The organism is Rhabdothermincola sp. (genome assembly GCF_036846205.1).
Taxonomy (GTDB): domain Bacteria; phylum Actinomycetota; class Acidimicrobiia; order Acidimicrobiales; family Acidimicrobilacustridaceae; genus Rhabdothermincola.
In genome coordinates this window covers 1-2365 of the sequence record NZ_DAIUCK010000179.1, presented here as the reverse complement: position 1 = coordinate 2365, position 2365 = coordinate 1, and the positions used below count along the sequence as shown (strand labels likewise).

The window sequence follows — 2365 nt, the reverse complement described above, 5'->3', positions numbered from 1 at the left end:
CCTCCCACCCAAGCCGGCTCCCGACGACTGGCCCGCTCGCCGGGCCTACGACACGGGCTGGCAGCGGATGCTCCACGATGCCGGCTACGCCGGCATCAACTGGCCCAAGGAGTACGGCGGGCGGGGGGCCACGCTCACCGAGCAGTTCATCTACCTCGAGGAGACCACCCTCGCCGGCGCGCCCTACATCGGGGTGAACTTCGTCGGCCTGCTGCACTGCGGCCCGACGATCATGGCGGAGGGCACCGACGAGCAGAAGCGCCAACACCTGCCGCGCATCCTGCGGGGCGAGGAGGTCTGGTGCCAGGGCTTCTCCGAGCCCGGCGCGGGGTCGGATCTCGCCTCCCTGTCGTGCCGCGCGGTGCGCGACGGCGACGAGTACGTCATCACCGGCCAGAAGATCTGGACCTCGTTCGCGCAGGTGGCCGACTACTGCGAGCTGCTGGTGCGCACCGACCCGGGCTCCAAGCACCGGGGGATCACCTGGTTGATCTGCCCCATGGACACGCCCGGTATCGAGATCCGCGAGATCCGCACCATCGTCGGCTCCAGCGAGTTCAGTGAGGTGTTCTTCGACGGCGCCCGGGTGCCGGTCGCCAACCGGGTGGGGGAGGAGAACGACGGCTGGCGGGTGGCCATGGTGACGTTCAGCTTCGAGCGGGGCACCGGGTTCATCTCGGACCTGGTGGAGACCAACCGCATGATCTCCGAGCTGGCCGCGCTGGCCCGCAAGGTCACCCGCCGCTCGGCCACGGCGTGGGACGACGTGGCCATCCGCCGCGAGATCGGCCACCTGCAAGCCGAGATGGACGCCCTGTGGGCCATGACCAAGCGCAACCTGGCCCAGGCGGAGCGCCACGGCATTCCCGGGCCGGCCAGCTCGGTGGTCAAGGTGTACTACTCGGAGCTGTTCCAGCGCCTGACCGATCTGGCCATGCGGGTGCTCGACCGGGCCTCGCTGAGCCGTGACGACCTGGGCGGTCTACCCAGTGGGGTGTTCGTGGAGGAGCGTCTTCGCTCCACGTCGTTCACCATCGCCGCGGGCACCAGCCAGATCCAGCGCAACATCATCGCCGAGCGCATCCTCGGCCTCCCCAAGGGGTGATCGCCGATGGACTTCGAGCTTTCCGACGACCAGATGGCCCTCCAGGAAGGGGTGCGCAACTTCTGCGAGGGCCGGGTGCCGATGCCGGTGATCCGTGCCCTCGCCGATGGCGGCGCGCTCGACCGGGCCCTGTGGCGTGAGCTGGCGGACATGGGGGTGTTCTCCCTGCGCCTCGCCGAAGCCGACGGCGGGGTGGGGCTGGGTTGGGCCGATGCGGTCCTGGTGTTCGAGGAGCTGGGCCGGGCGCTGGTGCCCGGACCGCTGGTGTGGACCCATCTCGCCGCCGGTCTGGTGCCGGGGGCGGCGTCGGGCGAGACCGTGGTGGGGGGCGTCGAGCGCGACGATCCCTCCCGTCTGGTCGAGCACCTCGGATCGCTCGATGTCGTGCTGATCGTCGACGCGGAGGGGGTCTGGCAGGTCGACGCCGGCGCGCTCGCCAGCCGGGAGATCGCACACCCGCTCGATCCGCTCACCCCCGTACGGGAGCTCACCGAGCCCTTGCCCCAGGGCGAGCGGCTGGCAGGTCCGGACACCGCTGCGCAGCTACGTGAGCAGGGTGCGGCACTGGTCGCTGGTCTCCTCCTGGGCGTCGCCGAAGCAGCGACCGACCTGGCGGTGACCTACGCGCGCGAGCGGGTCCAGTTCGACAAGCCGATCGGTGCGTTCCAGGCGGTCAAGCACCTCCTCGCCGACATGTTCACCCGGGTCGAGGTGGCCCGCGGGGCGGTCTACGCCGCCGGGGTGACCCTCGACGACCCCGCGGTCGGCTCCGTCGAGCGCGCGGTAGCCGCCGCCAAGCTGACCGCCGCGGAGGCGGCGATCGGGAACGGCAAGAGCTGTATCCAGGTGCACGGCGGGATGGGGTACACCTGGGAGGTCGACGCGCACCTCTACTTCAAACGGGCCTACGCGCTGGAGCCCGCGTTCGGCGGTATCGAGGCCTGTGCCGACACCATGGCGGACCTGCTCGCCTCGACGTGACACGGGCGCAGCGCGACCGGCGCGCCCGCGTGGCGGTGGTCGCGTGCGCGGCCCTGGCGTGCCTGAGCGCGCTGTGGTGCCCGCCGGCGATGAAGTCGGCGAGCGCGCAGACCGCCCCCGGCGCCGCCGGTGACGTCGGCGGGCGCGCCCCACTCGCTTCTCTCGCCGCACCTCCCGGGACCTTCTTCGGGACCACCCCGACCCGGGTGCTGGACTCCCGGGACGGCACGGGCGGGTTCTCGACTCCGTGGGGTGCGGGTCAGGGTCGGGAGGTGGTGG

At 71.7% G+C, this 2365-nt stretch carries 2 protein-coding genes and 1 pseudogene; all 3 read left to right on the top strand.

The window, feature by feature from the left end; all coding sequences use genetic code 11:
* Positions 1–1105 (top strand): acyl-CoA dehydrogenase family protein (locus tag V7004_RS15690; RefSeq protein WP_334145194.1); only part of this gene is annotated, 1105 nt, incomplete at its 5' end.
* 6 nt (positions 1106–1111) lie between these two features.
* Positions 1112–2086 carry an acyl-CoA dehydrogenase family protein gene (locus V7004_RS15685; protein ID WP_334145192.1) on the top strand — a complete coding sequence of 325 codons (975 nt, stop codon included), beginning with the start codon at positions 1112–1114 and terminating at the stop codon, positions 2084–2086.
* Positions 2087–2115: 29 nt separating this feature from the next.
* Positions 2116–2365, top strand: a pseudogene (locus tag V7004_RS15680) (hypothetical protein); the annotation flags it as partial.